We start from the raw sequence: 20,531 nt of genomic DNA, 5'->3' as shown, positions 1-20,531 counted from the left end.
GTCAAACGCCCAGTTCTGCGGCCGCGTATAAGTTTGTGACCCTTTTATAACGTTGGATGCGTGGCAAGTCCAGCCCGCGTGATCCCGGCGTGTGGCTGCGGGTGGTCGGCTGCGGCTGCGCCTCACTCCATGACGAGGTGCGCTGCGTGCTCGCGCAGGTACTCACGCAGATAGGGGGCGGCGAAGTCGACCTTGCCGTAGCCGGCGGTCTTGATGATCCCGGCGGCGAGCAGCCGGTTGCGGTAGACCGACACGTAGTTGACAGGGCGATCCATGCGTTCGGCGATGTCGGCGATCTGTGAGGGGCCGTCGTCCTTGGCCATGCACACGAGCATGGTGCGGTCGACGTCGGACAGGTCGCGTAGTGCCGGAGCATGAACCAGGTTGCCGAGGCGCAGTCGGGCAGCGGTCGTTCCTGCGGCGACTGATGGCTGGGTCACTGGGCCATCGCCACTGTGCTTCCACACCTGGTACCCCACGAGCTGGATCATGAATGGGTAACCGTCGGTCGCGTTCGCGCACTCCTGGGCCAGGTCGTTGCTCAACGCCTTCGCGCCCGTGTCGAAGGTCGACTTCAGGGCCTCACAGACGTCGTCGATGGCCACCTCACCGAGTTCTATCCGCTCGGCTCGACGCAGGAAGGTGGTGATGTCGTCATTGAGGAGCTCCTCAACGGCTTTGGGGAGTCCTGCCATGAGCAGGCCGATGGGAGCCCCTTCGCGAATGAGGTGCTGCACCTCTGCGGACAGGGCTCGCAGTTCCTCGCGCGGAATGGCATGCACTTCGTCGATCGTGAGCAGCAGGCCGGTGCCGTGCTCCGCGAGCCACTGGGTCAGTGCTCGCGCCTTCTGCCGCCAGGAGGGCTCAGGAGCAGGTGCGTGCTCGAGTGTTGCGCTACCGCCTCCGAGCGGTGTGCTTAGGCTCAAGGAGGTCAACCGTGAGCGCTCCTTGCCGGCGAGCTGCGATAACTGGCGAGTGAATTCGGCGGCGAGGCGATCCATGAGTCCCTCGCGTGCGGTCTCATCAACGACCACCCAGCCGCGCTCTCGTGCCGAGTCTCCCAGTGCGGTGAGCATGACGGTCTTCCCGACGCCCCGAGCGCCAGTGATGAGCTCCAGGAGTCCGGGTGCTCCGGGGCCGTCATCGAGGCTCTCCAGAAACTCCTCGATGACGCGGTTGCGGCCAACAAGTAAGGGAGGCGTTGCGCCCGCTGTGGGTTTGAAGGGGTTGGCCATGCGTGATCGTCTCCACTTTTGCGCGTTTTAGATCTTTTAGATCTTTTATAACTTTAGGGCGTGCTGAGTTCCAGTGATGGGAGGTGAAGGCTCGGCTGGCTGCGGCGACTCAGTCCGTCTCGGCGCTCAGGTGGTGCAGGGCGACGTCGTGCAGCAGCGAGTTCGTGGCCACCGCGTTGCCCCCGAAGGGGCCGGGCTCGCCGTCGAGGGAGGTGAAGCGCCCACCCGCCTCGGTGATGACGGGAACGAGTGCCGCCATGTCGTAGAGCTCGAGCTCGGGCTCGGCGGCCAGATCCACGGCGCCCTCGGCCACCAGCATGTAGGACCAGAAGTCCCCGTAGGCGCGGGTGCGCCAGCACGACTGCATGAGCCCCAGCATCCCGCGCAGCCGCTTGGTCTGGGCCCACCCCGACAGCGAGGAGTAGGACATCGAGGCCCGGGTGAGGTCGTCGACGCCGGACACCGACAGCCGCCGCGCCGAGCTCAGTGAGCGCCCGGTCCAGGCCCCGCCGCCGGACACGGCCCACCAGCGCCTCCCCAGCGCGGGGGCGGAGACCAGTCCGACGACGCACTGGCCGTCCTCGATGAGGCCGATGAGCGTGGCCCACACAGGCACGCCCCGCACGAAGTTCTTGGTCCCGTCGATCGGGTCGATGACCCACTGACGTGAGGAGTGCCCGGTGGTGGGCAGCTCCTCGCCCAGGACGGAGTCGCGTCCGCGTGCCCGCCCCAGCTGCTCGCGGATGACGCGCTCGGCCTCCTTGTCGGCCTCGGTGACCGGGGTGAGGTCCGACTTGGTCTCCACGGTGAAGTTGCCGGCGTCGAAACGGGCCTGGGTGAGGCTGTCCACCTTGTTGGCGATCGTGTGCGCCAGGTGCAGGTCGTCGCGCCACCGCCGCTGCTTGGCCGGGGGTGCCGTCACAGCGGGCGGTGCCGCTGCCGGTGAGGGCGCCGCGGGCGGTTCCGGAAAGACGGGGCGTTGTGGGCGGGGAGTCTCGCTCATGGCACCACGGTAACGGGGGAGGGGGCTCGGTGAGACCCCACCGTTGTCGGGCGCGCCACCGGGTGGGCCGCCAGAGGAGCGTCGAGTCGTTATCCCGCCTTGAGATTCCGAACTGTGTGAGCAATGCGGAGGAGAGGTGGTTTTTTATCGTTATATTGCGGAAGAACGGCGTCGGTCATCATGTGGATAGGCGCCTTCGATTTGGCGGCCTGTTATTGGTTCGTTACGCTGACGAGTATGACCCAACCCGGGAGGCTCAATGCAGCATAGTGCCGGTTTTACCAGGGATGACGTCGTCACAGCGGCCCTTGAGATCGGTGTGGACCGGTTCACGATGGGCAAGGTGGCGCGTCGGCTCGGGGTGAGTGCGGCTGATCTGGGGCGCACCGTCAGCTCACGCGACGACCTGCTCGTGGCCTGCCTGGAGCGTGTGTCCGCCGACGTCACACTGCCCCCCACCGGCCTGAGCTGGCAGGACTACCTGCGCCAGCTCTCCGACTCGCTGTGGGACGTGCTCGACGCCCATCCCGGCCTGGACCACACCCTCATCAACCTGGCCTGGGCCTACGTGCCTTTCATGTCCGTGGCCAAGCGCGCCCACAACGCCCTCGTCTCCGGTGGTCTGCGCAGCGAGGACGCCTACCTGGCGCTCAACTACACCCTCTCGACGGTTCTGACCGCCCACCAACAGGCGGTCGCCATGGCGGAGACCATCGAGTCCGACCGTCGGCCGGGTCAGGGCGAGCGAGGCATCGACGCCGCCACCCGCATGTGGGACGAGCGCTTCGGCGGCTCGGGCGCCGCCCTGGGGATGCGTGGGCCGCACGAGCTGCACGGCGGCGACGACGCCGACCGCGTCCCCTTCCGCCCTAAGGAGTCCTGGCTGGACCGCAGCGCGATGGCTCCCAAGGTGGAGGTCATCATCGGCGGCTTCTCCAGCCTGAGCGACGTCCTGTCCGCCTCCGGCGCCGGCGACCACGGCGCCTCACGGGGAGCATCCCCCGCATCACAGTCCAACGACACCAGGGAGTCCTCCGTGAACACTCTCGTTCTCGTCTTCCACCCCAATATCTCCGAGTCGCGGGTTAACAAGGCCCTCGGGGCCGCGGCGGAGTCGCTCGGCGGCAACATCACCGTGCGCTACATGTACGACATCTACCCCGACTTCAACATCGATGTGGCCACCGAGCAGGCGGCCCTGCTGGGCGCCGACCGGATCGTGCTGCAGTACCCCATGTACTGGCTCTCCTGCCCGCCCCTGCTCAAGAAGTGGCTCGACGACGTCCTCACCTTCGGCTGGGCCTACGGCTCGACCGGCACCGCCCTGCACGGCAAGGAGCTGCTTCTGGCCGTCAGTGTCGGCGGCGCCGGCAGCGCCTACGGCCGCGAGGGCGCGCACATCTACACGATCCACGAGTTCTTGCGGCCCATGCAGGGGACCTCGCGAGTCATCGGCACCAAGTACGCGGTGCCCTTCCTGTCGGTGGGTGCCCTGGAGATCACCGATGAGGCCATCGCCGGCCGTGCGCAGGACTACGCCGCGGTCCTCCAGACCCCTGAGCTCCCGCTGCTCGACATCTTCGGCTGAAGTTCCTGAGCGGTCCTGAGCCTTCTGGGTCCCTGCCGGCGCGATGACCGGCGGGGACCCGGCGTATCCATGGGGAGCGCCGTAGGATCTTGGCATGGTTGAGATCGTCGCGTACCGGCCGGAGCAGCGTCAGGCGCTGCTGGACCTGTCCCTGCGCGCCTGGGCCCCGGTGTTCCCGCTTATGGAGCAGGACGTGCCCGCCTTCGTCTACCACTCCTTCTACCCCGAGGGCTGGCGGCAGCGGCAGGTCGCAGATCTCGCCGAGGTCCTCGATGGTGAGCCCGACGGCGTCGACGTCGCCGTCCTCGAGGGGCGCCCGGTGGGCTGGGTGTGTACCCGGTTGCACCCCGAGGACCGGATGGGGGAGGTCTATATCGTCGTCGTCGACCCCGACTACCAGCGTCGCGGCATCGGGCGGGCCCTCATGAACCACTCCATGGAACGGGCCCGGGCAGCGGGAATGGCCATGGTGATGGTGGAGACCGGCGGGGACCACGGGCACGCCCCGGCCCGCGCCACCTATGAGGGGCTCGGCTTCCAGCGCTGGCCGGTGGCACGCTACTTCAAGGACCTGGCCGACGGCGACTGAGACGCCCGTGAGACGCGCCGAGGGCCCCAGGCCGGTTCGCCGGTCTGGGGCCCTCGGACTTGTGGAAGCTGCGTGCCGGCGTGCTCAGCCGTGAAGCTCCAGGACGGGCAGGTCCTTGGACTGCAGGACGGCCGCGTAGTCCTCGGCCCGCTGAGTCAGGGCCTCATCGGTGATGGTGAGGGTCCCGGTGGTGGTGAAGGGCTCGAGGTAGGTCATCTGGACCATGTTCGCCGTCGCCTGGAGCGGGCGCAGCAGCTCGGTGATCGTGTAGCCGTAGGAGGCCTCGTGGCTGTAGGCGTCACTGGAGCCGCCGGTGCTGACGGCCACCAGCAGCTCCTTGCCGGCCAGGGCCTTGCCGGTCGAGCCGTAGGCCCAGCCGTAGAGGAGCACGTCGTCCTGCCACTGCTTGAGAAGGGCGGGAGTGGAGTACCAGTACATGGGGAACTGGAGGACGACCCGGTCGGCGGTCTCCAGGGCGGCCTGCTCGGCGGCGACGTCGACCTTCTGGTCGGGGTAGATGTCGTACATGTAGCGCACGGTGACGTCGTCACCGAGGGTCTCGGCCCTGGCCGCCAGGGGCCGGTTGACGCGCGAGGCGGACATGTCGGGGTGGAAGACGAGAACGAGGGTCTTCATGAATGCTCCTGTTGTCAGGCGGTGATGGTGGGTGGTGCGTCGCTCGGTGGGGCGACGTCAACGACGTCGTGCCCTGGGCCTCCCCGGTGCCATGCACCTGGGGTGCCGGGCGGGCACGGAGCAGGTCAGGGCTCCAGGAGCACCTTGATGGCGCGGCGCTCGTCCATGGCCTTGTAGGCCTCGGGGGCCTCCTCCAGTGGGAGGCGCAGGGTGAAGACCTTGCCGGGGTTGATCTCGCGCTTGAGGATGCGGTCGATGAGGTCGGGCAGGAAGCGGCGCACGGGGGCGGGGCCGCCCAGCATGTTGATCTCGGCGAAGAAGAGCTGGTCCCCGGGCAGGGAGACGCCGTGGGCCACGCCCACGTAGCCGAGGTGCCCGCCGGGGCGGCAGGAGGCGATGGCCTGCATCATCGAGGTCTGGTTGCCCACGGCCTCGACGACGCCGTGAGCGCCGTAGCCGCCGGTGAGCTCCTTGACCTTCGCGGCGCCCTCGTCGCCGCGCTCGGCGATGACGACGTCGGCGCCGAACTCGCGGGCCAGGGCGGCCCGGTCCTCGTGTCGGGAGAAGACGATGACCTTCTCAGCCCCCAGGGCCTTGGCGGCCAGCACCGCGGACAGGCCCACGGCGCCGTCGCCGACCACCGCGATGGTCTTGCCGGGACCGGCTTGGGCCGCCACGGCCCCGAACCAGCCGGTTCCCAGGACGTCGGAGGCGGCGAGCAGCGAGGCGATGATCTCGGGGTCCTCGGGCTTGCCGCCGGGAACGACGACGAGGGTTCCGTCGGCCAGGGCCACGCGCGTGTACTCGGCCTGGGTGTCCCCGATGAAGCCGCCGTTGGCGCAGCGCGACTGGTAGCCGTCCTCGCAGATCTCGCAGGTGTTGTCGCTCAGGCAGAAGGAGCCGACGACGAAGTCGCCGACCTTGACGTTCTTGACCTCGTCGCCGACCTCGACGACGGTGCCCACGTACTCGTGGCCCATAGGGCGGGCCTCCTCCAGGGGGGAGATGCCCCGGTAGGGCCACAGGTCCGAGCCGCACACGCAGGCGGCCTCGAGCTTGACGACGGCGTCGGTGGGTTCGACGACGTGGGGGACCTCGCGGTCCTCGACGCGGACGTCACCGGCGGCGTGCATGACGACGCCGCGCATGGTGGTGGGCAGGGTGGGTGCAGAAGCAGTCACAAGCAGTCCTCACATCAGTGCGGGTTGATACGTGAAGACTAGGCGCGTGCCTCAACGTGGGTCCACCGTCTGGCAGGTTCTATCAGGGCTACCCAGTGGGGCTGCGGGGGACCGGCCTCGGTTTAGGGGGTGGCGTGATTCGGCCCGAGAGCGGGCGAAGACCGGTGCCGGCGAGCGGGCGGCGACGGTTGCGGACGATCACGGATGATCGCGCTCGGCCGAAGCCCGATTGCGGGCCCTTCCAGTCCCTACCCGGCCACACCTGCCGGCGTCGTCGCAGCGGTCCCGCGCGGAAGGGGCAGAACCAGCGGGGTTCCGGTGAGAGGGTCGGAGATGACCTGGGCCTCCAGGCCGAGGGCTTCCTCGATTTTCCGGGTCGGTGCTGGTTGGAATCTTGGCGGCCTGAGTTGAGTGTGCTGCGGGCTGAGTGTCGGGCTACCCGTGGGGTGTCGTTTCGGTTGTGTGATGGTTGGTGGAGTCCTATGAGGTCAGGTGGCGGAGTGTGAGCGCGGCTCACGCAGCCACATCGCTTCTCCTCGACCTCGGACGCGAGCGGGTGGCCGCGGGCCAGGGTGACGCGAGGGTCGCTGAACTGCCCCTCTGGGGCGTGGAGGCTCCTGTGTCGCGGTTTTCCACAGGGTGGCGTCAAGGTCTGGTGTGGGGGCGTGTGGACGGGTAATGTCAATACACCACCTGGACGGGCAGCGTCGCCCGGCCAGGGGGTGCATGGAGTTGTTTCGGCGGCGAGGAGGCTTCCGTGATCAGTGCGTCCCTACGATCCCCCACACCCACAGGTGTACGGCAGCCAGCAACCAGCCCCGACCAGACGGCCCCACCAAAACGACACCCCATGATGCAAAGCCCTCAATCCCGCCTGGACCCCGACGGCTCCAGCGGGCACGCGGAGCAACTGGCTCTACGTGGAAGGCGGGAACGGTTGAGCGGGTCGGCGCTGTTGGGGCGCCGGGGTTGGTCTGGTGCTCGTCTCGGGCGCCGGAGGGGTGTGGCTGGATTGGTGGCGGTGTGTGTGCTGGCGCTGGGGGTGGCGGCCTGCTCGTTGAAGGATGCCGAGGCCGAGGCCAGCGCCAGCGCGAGTGCCAGCGCATCCGCTGCTATCGCCCGGGCTGAGAAGGGCGTCGCCGACGCCAACGCCTCGGCAAGCGCCTCCCGGGACGCTGCTCTGACCCCCGATCTCAAGGCCAAGCGCGACGCCGCCCTGGCAGAACCCGCACCCGCCAAGCCTGAGCAGATGAACCAGGAGAGCCCCGAGGGGGCCGCTTCCAGTGTTCGCTACTTCCTCGAGCTCTACCGCTACGCCTTCATGACCGGCAACACCACCGAACTAGCTGCCATGAGCGATGACCGCTGCAAGTTCTGCCAGTCCACTATCGATGACGCCAACGACATCCACAGCAAAGGGGGATGGGCAGACAAGTGGGATCAGGAAATCATCGAAATGACCTTCTATGAGAAGCTAAAAGGTTACGACTACAACAGAGTCAAGGTCATCGTCAACTACGGAAAGATGGCTTCATACTACGGAGATGGAAGTAATCCCACCACCTCTGAAGCAATAACTGGGCAGGAGGTGAACTTCGGAATTCGATACAATAATGGCAGATGGATGATTGGGGCTGTTGAGGTGGTTTCAAAATGAAAGCAAGATGCAGTATTGCCGCTGCTATAGTTTCGGTTTTACTTCTCGTGACCCCTTCTTTGAGGGCTGAAGAACAAGATTCCAATGCTCCTGGGGCGAAGTTAGGGGCGAGAAACGTCGACGGTGGCAGTCAGGCCTATGGCGAGGTGACTGAGACCGTTCCGCAGGAGGGGACGCCGGGTTCTGAAGAGCCTCCGTCTCAGGAGCGTCCGGCTGTGGTGGCCTCCGACCCGTCGATGTGGGATGAGAAGCCCCAGCAAAAATGCATGCCTCAGAAGGACGAATCCGGGCATATAAGCGACAAGTGCTACAACCCACCAAGCGACGGGCCTGCTCAACCCGCCGAACCCACCAACGGTGGTGGGCCCCGCACGATCACGATCACCACCCGCCAGGCGGCCACGCTCATCGCCTCCGGCTCGGGCATCACCCGTCAGCCCCCAGGGCCGCAGGTCGTCATCTCCATGCCCTTCATCGTCTACACCAACCCCGCCGTGCGCTACCAGACCACCACCATCCTGGGCACCCCCATCGAGGTCGAGTTCACCCCCACCTCCTACACCTGGAACTGGGGAGACGGCACCACCACAACCACCACCGACCCCGGAGCCCCCTACCCCAACCAGACCGTCACCCACCACTACCAGCACACCGCCACCGCCGTCACCACCACCCTGACCACCACCTGGACCACCCGCTACCGCCCCCAAGGCGACACCACCTGGCACCCCATCGACGGCACCATCACCACCACCGAGACCTCCACCCCCTACGACCTCGTCCGCATCATCACCTACCTCACCGACGACGCCGAAGAAGCCCAAGGCCACTAACTCCCCACACGCCTGCTCCACTCACATCTCGCCATCTCCACTCGCGTGATGCGAGCAAACATCACGACACCGAAAACACCATCCCCCAGGGGTGGGTCCGGAATCCCTACTGGCCCCGCTTGAGGTCCGCCATCTCAGATACGCCGAGGTGAGCGGGCCTCATCCAGCCGGGCATCCCTCCACACCCAGAAGTCAGGCACCCAACACCGCAGGCACCTTTTAGGCGGATGAGCCAGACGTCCATGCCTTCATCCCATCCTCAAGGTTGAGGAGTCGCCCTGGGTAGCCAGCCGCTTTCAGTGCTTCGATGGCCCGGACCGAGCGCACCCCAGCAGCGCACACAACGACAGTCAACCGGCTCGCGTCCAGCTCACCCATACGCACCACCACCTCGCGCAGTGGAATGTGCTGGGCTCCCTCCAGTGGCTCGAGCGCCACCTCGACGTCCTCGCGCACGTCCAGCAGCGCCGGTGGCTCGGCAGCGTCCAGGAGCCCCTGCAGCTCGGCAACAGAGATGATGCCCTCCGCCGATCCTGATGTCTGGGCCTCTCCAGCCACCTGAGTCCAGGGGCATGTACTGGAGCCCGACTCGGGGTGCCCGGCTTGCCGGTGGGAGTCCTCCCTGGTGGCTCGTGCATGGGGCTGCGCATCGGCATCAGGAGCCTGGGGGAGCACGCAGGCATCAGCCCCCGTGACCAGCCCGGTGATACTCGGGTTCTCCCCGCACACCGGGCAGGCCGGGTTCTTCGCCACCGGAATCTCCCGCAGGTGCGCCCCCCCCCAGGCATCGAGCATCGCCAGGCGCCCCAGCAGCGGCTGGGCGCCACCGATGACCAGCTTGAGCGCCTCGGCGGCTTGCATCGTCCCGATGATGCCGGGCAGCACTCCCAGCACCCCGGCCTCCGCGCAGGAGGGCACCGATCCTGCGGGCGGCGGGGCGGGGTGCAGGCACCGGTAGCACGGTCCCCGGCGCGCGTCGAAAACCCCCACCTGCCCGTTGAACCCCAGTACCGCCCCGTGCACCAGCGGCAGCCCCAGCATGACGGTGGCGTCATTGACCAGGTACCGCGTGGGGAAGTTGTCCGTGCCGTCAATGACCACGTCCCAGCCGCCCAGAAGGCCCCGGGCGTTATCGGCCGTCAACCGCCTCCGGTGGGCAACGACCTCAACGTCAGGATTGAGCGCCCTGATCGCCTCGGCCGCCGAGTCCACCTTGGGGCGCCCCACGGCCGCCGTGGCGTGAATGACCTGGCGTTGCAGGTTGGACACGTCGACGTTGTCGTCGTCAATGAGCCCGATCGTCCCCACTCCGGCGGCCGCCAGGTACAGGGCCGCCGGCGCCCCGAGCCCACCGGCACCGATGAGCAGGATTCGGGAGGCGCGGATGCGCTGCTGCCCCACGAGCCCCACCTGCGGCACGAGGGCATTGCGGTGGTAGCGCTCCAGCTCATCGCGGCTCAGCGGTCGTAGACGCTCCTCAGCGATCACCGAACCGCAGACGCCATCCAGATCGCTTCCCTCAACAGCGCTCACTTCGCCCTCCCTCATCCTCGCCCGGTTCTTCATCCAAGGTCTCAGCGCCGCGGTCCTCAACCCCGGCGAGCCAGGATACGCACCTGCACCGCCTTGATGACGCAGCAGACCTCCCGGCCCTCGGTGATGCCGAGCTCGGCCACGGCACCCGCGGTGACCGCCGCTGACAGCCGCTGCCCCTCCTCGAGCTCCAGGCGCACACTCACCAGCGCCCCGGAGCGCTCCAGCCCCGTCACCCGGCCGGTCAGGACATTGCGGGGACTGCCGTGCGGTGCCTGCCGGTAGAGGGCGACGGCGTCGGGCGGCACCAGCGCAATACCCGGCGCTCCGGGGTGCAACACCTCGTCATGGCTGTCGCGGACGGCCGGCTCGCCGACCTGCCGGCCAGTGGCCTCCTCCCGGGGACGGCCGTGGATGACCTGCCCTGACGGCAGCCGCAACCCGGGAGCCTCGGCGTCGCCGTCGATGACCCCCGTGAGCACGGCCGTCCCCGTCAGGTGGGCGACGAAGTCCGAACGCGGCGCGGACAGGACCCGCGCCGTCGGCCCCTGCTCCACCACTCGGCCCCGGTCCAGGACGACGACGTCCTCAGCCAGCGCCGTCAGGTCCAGGACGTCATGGGTCACCAGCAGCAGTGTCAGTCCCTCCTCGGCGCAACGGCGAGCCACCAGGCGGCGCATCTCCTGGCGGGCGGTGACGTCCAGGGCGGCCATCGGCTCGTCCAGGACCAGCAGGCGAGGCCCCGTCGCCAGCGCCCGAGCCAGCGCCACCCGGGCCGCCTGCCCGCCCGAGAGCGCGCCACCCGAACGGGAGGCCAGGTGAGCGGCCCCGACGGCGGCCAGCTCGGCGCGGGCCCGACGCGTCGCCTCCGCCCGGCTCACCCCCTGGCAGCGCAGCGCGAACACCACGTTGCCCAGCACCGACATGTGGGTGAAGACGCCCGGCTCCTGGCTGAGCAGCGCCACCCGGCGGCGCCCCGCCCGAATGAAGCGCCCAGGGCCGTCCAGCACTCGTCCACCGAGCACCACTCGACCGTTCTCAGCATCCAGCAGACCGGCCACCACGGAGCAGACCGTCGACTTGCCCGAGCCATTAGGACCGATGAGAGCCGTCGTGCGCCCCGCCTCCACCTCCAGGTCGACGGCGACATCACGCTCCGGCAGCTCGAAGGCGACCTGCAGGTCCTGGCCACGCCCGGTGCCCTGGGGCGACTCGGCAGTCCGGTCATCCCCGCCCGGGGCCGAGGGCTCCGAGCTCTGGGGCTCCGACGCAGCGGCTTCGTGGTCCTGGTGTCCGTGGCGGGCCAGCAGGTGGCTGGCCACCCTGCCCCAGTCGATGTTGGTCGCCCCGACGATGACGAAGGACAGCCCGATGAGCACGGCGGCGAGGGCCAACGAGGTGGCTGTGTCCTTCTCCCGCTCCAGGTAGATGGCCAGTGGCATCGTACGGGTGACGCCCTCCTTGGAGCCCGCGAAGGCGATGGTCGCCCCGAACTCGCCCAGGCTCCGGCCCAGGGCCAGGGCGGTGCCCCGGGCCAGAGCCGGCGTCGCCAGCGGCAGCGTTACCTGCGCCAGAACCCGCCATGGGCCGGCCCCGAGGCTCCGGGCGGTGACTTCGGCCTGCTTGTCGCGGCTGCGCAGCGCCGCCTCCAGGGTGACCACCAGGAAAGGCATGGAGACGAACACCTGGGCGATGACCACCGCAGTGGTGGAGAAGGCGATGGGAACTCCCCACTCCTTCAGCTGCGCCCCCAGCAAGCCCCGGTTCCCCAACGTGGACAGCAGCGCGATACCGGCCACCACCGGTGGCATCGTCATCGGCAGCACCGCGAGGATCCGCGCGATCCTCACACCCGGCCAGCTGCGGGACAGCAGCAGCGCCAGCGGTACACCCAGCACCACGCAGATGACCGTGGAGGTCAGGCAGGTGCGGATCGAGAGCCACAGCGCAGCCTGCGCCGACGGCGTCGCCAGCAGCTGGGGGAGCTGCCCCCAGGACACGCGAGTCCCCATGCCCACCAGGGGCAGAACGATCGCGCAACCTCCCAAGACGGCCAGCGCGGTCACGAGGACGGGCAAAGGCGAACGAGCGGCCCGCCCACGCCCCAGGAGGGCGCGAACGGGCCGTCGTACCGACTGCTGCTCGGAGAGCGCAACGGGGGGCATCTGGTTCACAGAATCATGTGTACCAGGTCGCCGAGTCAGACCTGCAAGCCGTCACGGAGCGGTCGTCTCCGCGGTGGACTTGTTCGCCTCCGGGGCGGACGACCCCTCAGCGGTCGCGGCCTGGGACGGGGCGGTGCTCGCTGCGGTACCGCCCCCAGCGCTGGAGCTCGCCCCGGCACTCGCGCTGGCAGTGGTGCTGCCGGGCTTGCCGAAGCCGTGCTTGGCCAGGATCTCCTGACCGGCCTTGCCGGTGACGGCGTCAATGAATGCCTGAGCGCCCGCAGGGTTCTCGGGCTCGGCCGTCTGGGCGATCGGGTAGTGGTTGACGACGCCGCCGTCGGGGATGTCGATCTTGTCCGCCTTGTCCTTGGCGGCCGCGGCGTCAGTGGTGTAGACGATGCCGGCGTCGGCCTCACCGGACTCGACCTTGCCTCGCACGTCGGTCACCTTCTGCTCCTCGGAGACCGGGTTGAGAGTGACTCCCTGCGCGGCGGCGAGCTTCTTGGTGGCCTCACCGCAGGGCACCTCGGGGGCGCAGATGACCAGGTTGGCGCCCTCCAGCGACGAGTCCAGCCCGGTGATCTTCTTGGGGTTGCCCTTGGGGACGATGAGGGTCAGGACGTTGGTGGCGAACTCGGTCTGGTCCCCGACCAGCTTCTGGTCCGCAGCGGTCTTCATCGTGGAGTTGTTGGCGGTGGCCAGGACATCGGCGCTGTTACCGCCCGCCAGGGAGGACACCAGGTCCTGGGAACCCTGGAAGTCGAAGGTGACATCCAGGCCGGGGTTGTCCTTCTCCACGGTCTTCTCGATCTCCTCGAAGGCGTTCTGGAGGGAGGCGGCGGCCAGGACCGTGACCTTGCCGGTGGCCTTCTGCACGCCGCCCGAGGCGCTTGCGGAGGCGGCGCCCGAAGCGGCGCCGGTGGAGCTGTTGGAGGCGGAGCCGCCGCAGGCGGCCAGGGAGACGGCGGAGAGCAGGCTGACGGCGGCGATGGCCGCGCGGCGGGAGACACTCAATGCGTGTCCTTTCGAGAAGGCAGGGCGGCCGGTTCAGGCTCCCTGGGAGGGGGTGACGTCGTTGACCCCCTGGTTGCCGGTTCCCTGGGTCCGTACCGGGGTCCAGCCGCGTGAGGTCCGTGCAGTGGAGGTGGCGCCCTCGCGTGAACGGTAGACCACGTAGGGGCGGGTCACGTAGCCCACGGGTGCGGAGACCACGTGGACCAGGCGGGTGAAGGGCCAGATCGCCAGGAGCAGGAAGCCGGCGATGACGTGGAGCTTGAAGGAGACCGGCACGTCGGCCATGAGCTCGGGGCGAGGCTGGAGGATCAGCACCGAGCGCAGCCAGGGGCTGATCGTCTCGCGGTAGTCGTAGCCGTGGGCGTCGGCGAGCTGGTTGAGGACCGTGGCGGCCGATCCCAGCAGGATCGGGACGATGAGGAAGCAGTACATGACCAGGTCGTTGCGGGTGGTGGCCAGGCGCACGCTCTTGACGACGAGGCGCCGGTAGATGAGCCCTGCCAGGCCCACGATCGTCATGATGGCCGCGAAGGTTCCCAGGTAGGTGGCGCCCAGGTGGTACATGTGCTGGGAGATGCCCAGCATCTCGGTGACGTCCTTGGGCACCAGGAGCCCGACGACGTGACCGCCCATCACCATGAGGAAGCCCAGGTGGAACAGGGGGGAGGCCAGGCGCAGGATGCGGGACTCGTTCCACTGCGAGGAGCGGGAGGTCCACCCGAACTGGTCGGTGCGCCACCGCCAGATCATGCCTGCCACCAGCAGCACCAGGCTGGCGTAGGGCAGGGCCACCCACATGAGGTTCTGCTGAATCGGGCTCATGTCATGCTCTCCTGGCTGCTCGTGAGGGGGACGGGTCGGCGACTGGTACGGAGCCCGGCACGGCGGGTGCACCGGACAGGCTCGGGTTGCGCACGGGGATGGTGGGGAAGGGCAGGGTGTCGGTGACTCCGACGGTCTCGGTGGGCGGGCCGGCTGCCACGAGGGCGCGCACGCGCTCGGCGGTGGCCTCGTCGATCCGTGGCAGGGTCATCGAGACGGCCTCCACCAGTCCCGCATAGGGGGAGGCGGCGTCGGCCAGGGCGCTGCGCAGCACCTCGATGCCCTCGCGGTGGGAGGACAGGAGCGTGCCGGCCACCTCATCACCGCTGCGCGCGGACAGCTCGAGGACCACCGGCAGGTAGTCGGGCAGCTCATCAGCGGCCATCTCGTATCCGGCCGCTGCCAGCGCTTGCTTGAAGGCCAGCAGCGCGGCGCCCCGGTGCCGGGTGTCGCCCACCGTGTAGTACGTCAGGTACAGGCAGCAGCGCCGGCGTCGGTCGAAGACCTCCACGTAGTGCTCGGCCATGGCCCGCTCGCCGCGGCGCCGTGCCTGAGTGATGAACTCTTCCAGTAGGACGGCCACCTCCGCCGGCAGCGTGGCCAGCTCGGCCTCGACGGCGTTCAGACGCGTCTCCAGAGTGCCCTCGGCCGGGTAGTCCAGCAGCAGCGAGGCCGCCATGTGCACGGTGGCTCGCTGAGAGGGCGTCAGGTGCACCTCGGTGGGTTCCTGAAGGGCCCGGGGGGCGCGGACGAAGGAGACCATCTCAGAGGTCCCTGGGGGCCGCGACCGCCGGGCCGGTCGAGGAGTCGGCCACCTGGGCCTGCCCCACCGGCTCAGGCACGCCGACCTGCGGCATGCCCGGGCCGGCAGCCGGCACCGGCTCGCGGCGCACGGTCGGCAGCGGCAGGCTCACCGGGCCGTTGTTGACGCCGCCGGCACCGCCCTGACCGTGGAAGGAGGCGACGTCGGGGTGGCATCCGGCCGGTGCGCCCTCACCCAGAAGGGTCTTGACGTCGTTGCCCATGGACTCCATGCCGCGGGGGACCTCGGGCTTGGTGGTGGGGATGACGTAGCGGTCGTCGTACTTGGCGATGGCCAGCAGGCGGTACATGGCCTCCAGCTTCTTGCCGTCCAGGCCCACGGCGGCGGCGATGGCGGGGTCGGGCTCGCGGCCCAGGCGCACGTCGCGCATGTGGGAGCGCATCGCGGCCAGGCGCCGCAGCACGAGCTCCACCGTGTTGGTCTCACCGGCCGTGAACAGGCCCGCCAGGTACTCCAGCGGGATGCGCATGTCGGAGACGGCCGTGAGCAGCACCTTGTAGTTCTCGCCGTCCAGGCCGGCGGCCGCGACCTCGTCGACGACCGGGGAGAGCGGCGGGATGTACCAGACCATCGGCATGGTGCGGTACTCGGGGTGCAGGGGCAGGGCCACCTCGTAGGTGTCGATGAGGTCCCAGATGGGGGAGGCCTGGGCCGCCTCGATCCAGTTGTCCGGGACACCCTCGGCGCGCGCGCCCGCCACGACCTCGGGGTCGTGGGGGTTGAGGAGGATCTCGCGCTGGGCCATGTAGAGGTCCTGCGGGTCCTTGACGGCGGCGGCCTGTGAGACGCGATCGGCGTCGTAGAGGAGGACGCCCAGGTAGCGCAGGCGGCCCACGCAGGTCTCCGAGCACACGGTGGGCTCGCCGATCTCCAGACGCGGGTAGCACAGGGTGCACTTCTCGGCCTTGCCGGTGGCGTGGTTGAAGTAGACCTTCTTGTAAGGGCAGGAGGACACGCACATGCGCCAGCCGCGGCAGGCGTCCTGGTCCACCAGGACGATGCCGTCCTCGGTGCGCTTGTACATGGCGCCCGACGGGCAGGCGGACACGCAGGTGGGGTTGAGGCAGTGCTCGCAGATGCGCGGCAGGTAGAACATGAAGGCCGACTCGATGTCGGTGCGCACCTTCGTGCTCATCGCCTCGATGATCGGGTCCTGCTGGAGGGTCTCCATGGAGCCGCCCAGGTCGTCGTCCCAGTTGGGGCCCCACTTGATGGTGGGCATGTACTCGCCGGTCAGCTGGCTCTTGGCGCGTGCCACCGGAAGCGCCGGGGAGTCCTTCGGGGCCGAGAGCAGCTTGTCGTACTCGTAGGTCCACGGCTCGTAGTAGTCCTCGACCGTGGGCATCTCCGGGTTGGCGAAGATGTTGGCCAGGCGGCGCAGGCGTCCGCCCGAGCGGGGCCGCAGGCGGCCCGAGGCCGTGCGCTCCCAGCCGCCGCGCCAGGTGTCCTGGTCCTCCCAGCCCTTGGGGTAGCCGACGCCGGGACGGGTCTCGACGTTGTTGAACCACATGTACTCGGTGCCCTCACGGTTGGTCCAGGCCTGCTTGCAGGTCACTGAACAGGTGTGGCAGCCGATGCACTTGTCGAGGTTCATCACCATTGCGATCTGGGCCATGACCTTCATCAGAAAGTCACCTCCTGGTTGCTGCGGCGACGGATAAGCGTGACCTCGTCGCGGTTGTTGCCCGTGGGGCCGATGTAGTTGAAGGCGTAGGCCAGCTGCCCGTAGCCGCCGGCGAAGTGGCTGGGCTTGAGCACGATCCGGGTCAGCGAGTTATGCGTCCCGCCACGCCTGCCACTGGACTCGGTCAGCGGGGTGTTCATGGTGCGCTCCTGGGCGTGGTGCATGAAGACCATGCCCTCGGGGATGCGGTGGGAGACGATAGCGCGCGCCGCCACGATGCCGTTGCGGTTGTAGGCCTCGACCCACTCGTTGTCCTTGACTCCGATCTTGTCGGCGTCCTGGGGGCTCATCCAGATGGTCTGGCCCCCGCGTCCCAGCGTGAGCATGTGCAGGTTGTCGAAGTACTGCGAGTGGATCGCCCACTTGTTGTGCGCGGTGATGTAGCGCACTGCGACCTCCGCCGTGCCCGCCTGGCTCGTGGACACTGAGCCCGGCGCGGCCTCCCCGTACAGGGCGTGGAAGTCCAGCGGTGGCCGGAAGACCGGCAGGGACTCGCCCATGTCCCGCATCCAGTCGTGGTCGAGGTAGTAGTGCATGCGCCCGGTCAGGGTGTGCCAGGGCTTGGCGTGCTCCACGTTGACCACGAAGGCCGAGTAGCGCCGCCCGCCGTGCTCGGAGCCGGACCACTCCGGGGAGGTGATGACCCCCTGGGGCTTGACCTGGGTGTCGGCGAAGGAGATGAGCTTGCCGGCCTCCTCCTCGCTGAGCTCGACCAGCGGGGTGCCGGTGCGCTTGGACAGCGTGTCCCAGCCCTCGGTGGAGATGCGTCCGTTGGTGGTGCCCGACAGCGCCAGGATCGCGTCGGCGGCGCGGATGTCGGTGTCGAGCAGCGGCCGGCCGGCGGCCTCGCCGTCGGTGGAGACCCCGTGGTTGCGGGCCAGGCGCTCCACCTCCGGCCCGGGCTTGAGCATGATGCCCTTGCAGGGCAGCCCCAGCTTCTCGGCCAGGGGGCCCAGGGCGTCGAACTTGGCCCGGATCTGGGTGTAGTCGCGCTGGGTGGGTACCAGCTTGGGCATCGTCACTCCCGGCACCCACTCCTGGGGGAGGGAGGACACGTCGCCGTGCGCCATCGTCAGGGCGTCGGGGGTGTCGTGGTTGAGGGGTGCGGCGACGACGTCGGTCTGGGTGCCCAGGTAACGCGGGGCCCAGGCGGAGATGAGCTCGGCCAGGGTCTGGAAGACCTGGAAGTCGGTGCGCGCCTCCCAGGGCGGGTCGATGGCCGCGTTGAAGGAGTGCACGAAGGGGTGCATGTCGGTCGAGGAGATGTCGTGCTTCTCGTACCAGGTGGCCGCCGGCAGGACGACGTCGGAGTGCAGGGTGGTGGAGGTGTTGCGGAAGTCCGCGGTCCACATGAGATCGAGCTTGCCCACGGGGGCCTCGTCGCGCCATGTCACCGAGGCGGGACGCTGCTCGGCCGGGGTCTCGACGGCGTTGACGTCGTTGTCCGCACCCACCATGTGGCGCAAGAAGAACTCCGTGCCCTTGGCCGAGCTGCCCAGCAGGTTCGTGCGCCACGAGCACAGGATGCGCGGGAAATTCTCGGGGGCGTCGGGGTCCTCGCAGGCGAAGCGCAGCTCGCCGGAGCGCAGCTGCTCGACGACGTAGTCCTTGGGGTCCATGCCCGCCTCGGCGGCCTGCTGGCCCAGAAGCAGCGGGCTGCGGTTGAAGGTCGGGTAGGACGGCGTCCACCCGCGCTTCATGGCCTCGACCATGGCGTCGGTCGTCGTCTTGCCCGCCAGGGTCCCGGGCCCCAGCGGGGAGGCGAGGCGCTCGGCAGAGGTGGCGTCGTAGCGCCACTGGTCGGTGGTGATGTACCAGAAGCCGGTGGCGATCATCTGCCGGGCCGGGCGGTGCCAGTCCAGGGCGAAGGCGTACTGCTGGAAGCCGCTGAGCGGGCGGACCTTCTCCTGACCCACGTAGTGGGCCCAGCCGCCGCCGTTGACGCCCTGGGTGGCGCACATGGAGGTCAGTGCCAGGATCGTCCGGTAGATCTGGTCGGCGTGGTAGTAGTGGTTGATGCCTGCGCCCATGACGATCTGGGAGCGGCCGCCTGACTCCACGGCATTGAGGGCGAAATCGCGCGCCACCTGGATGATGGCGGGGCCCGGAACGCCGGTGATCTCGCTGGCCCAGGCTGGTGTGCCCGGGACCGTGGCGTCCTGGTAGTCCGCGGGCCACTCGCCCGGCATGGAGGGGCGCTCGACGGCGTACTGGGCCAGGAGCAGGTCGTAGACGGTGGTGACCAGGCGGTCCCCGATGCGGGTGACCGGCACGCCGCGGCGCACGACGCCGCCGCCCACGGATCCCTCGGGAGTGGAGGAACCGGGCAGGTCGAAGCGGGGCAGGAGCACCTCGGCGGCCTGCACCTGGGGGCCCTCGCCGTGCAGGTCCAGGATGCTCATGACCGGGTCGACGCCGTCCATGAGCAGGTTCCACTTGCCCTCACCCTCGGGGGTGAAGCGGTCGGCCAGCGTGCCGCCGGGGTCGGCCGGGCCGCGCTCGCGGTCCCACACGAGGGGACGGAACTCGTTCTTCGGGGCGCCGGTGGCGACACCGTTGACGTCGGAGGCCGTCACGAAGCGCCCGGGCACATAGCTGGTGCCGTCGGGGGAGGGCTCCAGCCCGATGAGGAAGGGGGAGTCGGTGTGACGGCGCATGTAGTCCAGGAAGAAGGACTCCTCGCGCTTGACGTGGAACTCGGAGAGGATGACGTGCCCCATCGCCTGGGCCAGAGCGCCGTCGGTGCCCGGGGCCACACGCAGCCACTGGTCGGCGAACTTGGTGTTGTCGGCGTAGTCGGGGGAGACGGCCACGACCTTCTGCCCGTGGTAGCGGGCCTCGGTCATGAAGTGGGCGTCCGGGGTACGGGTCAGCGGCAGGTTGGAGCCCCACATCATGAGGTACTGGGCGTTGTACCAGTCGCCGGCCTCGGGGACGTCGGTCTGGTCTCCGAAGACCTGCGGTGAGGCCGGCGGCAGGTCGGCGTACCAGTCGTAGAAGGAGAGCATCGCGCCGCCGATGAGCTCGTGGAGACGGGCACCGGAGCCGTAGGAGACCTGGGACATGGCCGGGATGACGGTGAAGCCGGCGATCCGGTCCGGTCCCCAGGCGCGGATGGTGTGGACGTAGGCGGCCGCGACGATCTCCATGGCCTCGTCCCAGCCCACGCGCACCATGCCGCCCTTGCCTCGGGCCGACTTGTAGGCCTTGGCGGTGGTGGGGTCACCGGTGACCTGCGCCCAGGCGGCGACCGGGTCGCCGTCGTTGTCGGCCTTCGCGGCGCGGAAGGCATCCAGCAGGACTGAGCGCACGTAGGGGTAGCGGATGCGCGTGGGGGAGTAGGTGTACCAGGAGAAGGCCGCGCCACGCGGGCAGCCGCGGGGCTCGTACTCGGGCATGTCCGGCCCCGTGGTGGGGTAGTCGGTGATCTGCTTCTCCCAGGTGATGATGCCGTCGGAGACGTAGACCTCCCAGGCGCACGACCCGGTGCAGTTGACCCCGTGGGTGGAGTGGACCATCTTGTCGTGGCTCCACCGGTGCCTGTAGAAGGTGTCGGACTCGCGCCCACCGGTCAGGAACAGGCGGCGGGCGTCGGCAGAGGCTTGTCCTCGACGCAGGTACGAGCCCAGCGTGAGCAGTCCGGGGGCGTTCTCGACCTGCTGGTCGGGCCCAGGGACGATCCCGGGGCCGGTGGTCTGGGAGCCGGTGGTGCTCATCAATGGTCCTTTGGTCCGTGAAGCTGGCGGGTTACTGGTGGTTGGTGGCCCG

At 68.8% G+C, this 20,531-nt stretch carries 15 protein-coding genes and 1 pseudogene; 4 read left to right on the top strand and 12 right to left on the bottom strand.

All coding sequences use genetic code 11. The features are described from left to right. Positions 1-122: 122 nt before the first annotated feature. Both RIV12_RS06745 and RIV12_RS06740 read right to left on the bottom strand, forming a co-directional pair. Positions 123-1,235 (bottom strand): ATP-binding protein, encoded by a 1,113-nt coding sequence (locus RIV12_RS06745; RefSeq protein WP_075419207.1) that lies wholly within the window; start codon positions 1,233-1,235, stop codon positions 123-125. Between the two features lie 109 nt (positions 1,236-1,344). After that, positions 1,345-2,238: an inositol monophosphatase family protein gene (locus RIV12_RS06740; protein ID WP_075419206.1), complete on the bottom strand. Its 894-nt coding sequence runs from the start codon at positions 2,236-2,238 to the stop codon at positions 1,345-1,347. A 259-nt stretch (positions 2,239-2,497) separates the two neighbouring features. Between RIV12_RS06740 and RIV12_RS06735 the strand changes: the two genes are divergently transcribed. Both RIV12_RS06735 and RIV12_RS06730 read left to right on the top strand, forming a co-directional pair. Continuing rightward, positions 2,498-3,826, top strand: coding sequence for an NAD(P)H-dependent oxidoreductase (locus tag RIV12_RS06735; protein WP_309322911.1), 1,329 nt, complete (start codon positions 2,498-2,500; stop codon positions 3,824-3,826). 94 nt (positions 3,827-3,920) lie between these two features. Then, positions 3,921-4,415 carry a GNAT family N-acetyltransferase gene (locus RIV12_RS06730; RefSeq protein WP_009394633.1) on the top strand — a complete coding sequence of 165 codons (495 nt, stop codon included), beginning with the start codon at positions 3,921-3,923 and terminating at the stop codon, positions 4,413-4,415. 84 nt (positions 4,416-4,499) lie between these two features. Here RIV12_RS06730 and RIV12_RS06725 read toward each other — a convergent pair whose 3' ends face one another. From RIV12_RS06725 to fecE, 3 genes and pseudogenes are all read right to left on the bottom strand, one after another. After that, positions 4,500-5,051: an NAD(P)H-dependent oxidoreductase gene (locus RIV12_RS06725; RefSeq protein WP_309322910.1), complete on the bottom strand. Its 552-nt coding sequence runs from the start codon at positions 5,049-5,051 to the stop codon at positions 4,500-4,502. A 125-nt stretch (positions 5,052-5,176) separates the two neighbouring features. Continuing rightward, complete coding sequence (locus tag RIV12_RS06720; protein ID WP_309322917.1) at positions 5,177-6,199, bottom strand: zinc-dependent alcohol dehydrogenase family protein; 1,023 nt, start codon at positions 6,197-6,199, stop codon at positions 5,177-5,179. 281 nt (positions 6,200-6,480) lie between these two features. Further along, positions 6,481-6,582, bottom strand: a pseudogene (gene fecE, locus RIV12_RS06715) (Fe(3+) dicitrate ABC transporter ATP-binding protein FecE); the annotation flags it as partial. Positions 6,583-7,235: 653 nt separating this feature from the next. Between fecE and RIV12_RS06710 the strand changes: the two are divergent. Together RIV12_RS06710 and RIV12_RS06705 are read left to right on the top strand one after the other, a co-directional pair. Continuing rightward, positions 7,236-7,889, top strand: coding sequence for a DUF6318 family protein (locus RIV12_RS06710; RefSeq protein ID WP_256696078.1), 654 nt, complete (start codon positions 7,236-7,238; stop codon positions 7,887-7,889). 266 nt (positions 7,890-8,155) lie between these two features. Further along, positions 8,156-8,722, top strand: coding sequence for a zinc transporter (locus tag RIV12_RS06705; RefSeq protein WP_309322909.1), 567 nt, complete (start codon positions 8,156-8,158; stop codon positions 8,720-8,722). 219 nt (positions 8,723-8,941) lie between these two features. Here the strand turns inward: RIV12_RS06705 and moeB are convergent, their stop codons facing one another. From moeB to RIV12_RS06670, 7 genes are read right to left on the bottom strand one after another with little or no spacing between them, the layout of a single operon-like run. Beyond that, positions 8,942-10,270: a molybdopterin-synthase adenylyltransferase MoeB gene (gene moeB, locus RIV12_RS06700; RefSeq protein WP_309322908.1), complete on the bottom strand. Its 1,329-nt coding sequence runs from the start codon at positions 10,268-10,270 to the stop codon at positions 8,942-8,944. Positions 10,271-10,311: 41 nt separating this feature from the next. Further along, positions 10,312-12,429 carry an ABC transporter permease gene (locus tag RIV12_RS06695; protein WP_428978919.1) on the bottom strand — a complete coding sequence of 706 codons (2,118 nt, stop codon included), beginning with the start codon at positions 12,427-12,429 and terminating at the stop codon, positions 10,312-10,314. A gap of 42 nt (positions 12,430-12,471) precedes the next feature. Continuing rightward, positions 12,472-13,434: a molybdate ABC transporter substrate-binding protein gene (gene modA, locus RIV12_RS06690; RefSeq protein ID WP_309322907.1), complete on the bottom strand. Its 963-nt coding sequence runs from the start codon at positions 13,432-13,434 to the stop codon at positions 12,472-12,474. A 33-nt stretch (positions 13,435-13,467) separates the two neighbouring features. Beyond that, a complete protein-coding gene (gene narI / locus RIV12_RS06685; RefSeq protein ID WP_309322906.1) occupies positions 13,468-14,256 on the bottom strand; it encodes a respiratory nitrate reductase subunit gamma in 789 nt (262 codons plus the stop codon). Position 14,257: 1 nt separating this feature from the next. Beyond that, a complete protein-coding gene (gene narJ / locus RIV12_RS06680; RefSeq protein WP_309322905.1) occupies positions 14,258-15,019 on the bottom strand; it encodes a nitrate reductase molybdenum cofactor assembly chaperone in 762 nt (253 codons plus the stop codon). A 1-nt stretch (position 15,020) separates the two neighbouring features. Then, complete coding sequence (gene narH / locus RIV12_RS06675; RefSeq protein WP_309322904.1) at positions 15,021-16,703, bottom strand: nitrate reductase subunit beta; 1,683 nt, start codon at positions 16,701-16,703, stop codon at positions 15,021-15,023. Further along, positions 16,703-20,479, bottom strand: coding sequence for a nitrate reductase subunit alpha (locus tag RIV12_RS06670; RefSeq protein ID WP_309322903.1), 3,777 nt, complete (start codon positions 20,477-20,479; stop codon positions 16,703-16,705). Before RIV12_RS06670 ends, narH begins: the two co-directional genes overlap by 1 nt. Positions 20,480-20,531: the final 52 nt, after the last annotated feature.

Origin of the sequence: Actinomyces stomatis (assembly GCF_031292835.1) — a bacterium.
Taxonomy (GTDB): domain Bacteria; phylum Actinomycetota; class Actinomycetes; order Actinomycetales; family Actinomycetaceae; genus Actinomyces; species Actinomyces stomatis.
This window is presented reverse-complemented; position numbering and strand designations above follow the sequence as displayed.